Annotated in this window: 1 pseudogene; it reads left to right on the top strand. The window is 53.5% G+C overall.

Going from position 1 to position 447, the window contains the following annotated elements:
- Positions 1-447, top strand: a pseudogene (locus tag P2W84_RS17095) (hypothetical protein); the annotation flags it as partial.

Genomic DNA, 447 nt, shown 5'->3' with positions numbered 1-447 from the left:
GCCAGGACCGCATCAAGATCTGCGAGGATACCGACGGGGACGGAAAAGCAGATAAGTTCACCATCTTTGCCGATAAGTTCAACATCCCCACCAGCATCGTATTTGCCAATGGCGGGGTCATCATTGCCCAGGCACCTGACTTTATCTTCCTGAAGGATACCGACGGCGACGATAAGGCCGATGTCCGCGAAAAGATCATGGGCAACTGGGGAACTTTCGATACCCATGCCGGACCTTCCAGCCTGCATTACGGGTTTGACAACAAGATCTGGGGAACGGTGGGCTACTCCGGTTACCATGGCAGCGTGAAGTTCAACCAGGGGGCCTACCGCTTTGATGTGGACGGCAAAAATATCGAGTTCATGGGGGCAACCTCCAACAATACCTGGGGCCTGGGCTTCTCGGAAAACAATGATGTGTTCCTCTCTACGGCCAACAATACCCATA

This window comes from Pedobacter sp. JY14-1, from assembly GCF_029269825.1.
Lineage (GTDB): Bacteria > Bacteroidota > Bacteroidia > Sphingobacteriales > Sphingobacteriaceae > Pedobacter.
Note: the sequence above shows the minus strand (reverse complement) of the source record. Positions and strands in the feature narration are given on the sequence as shown.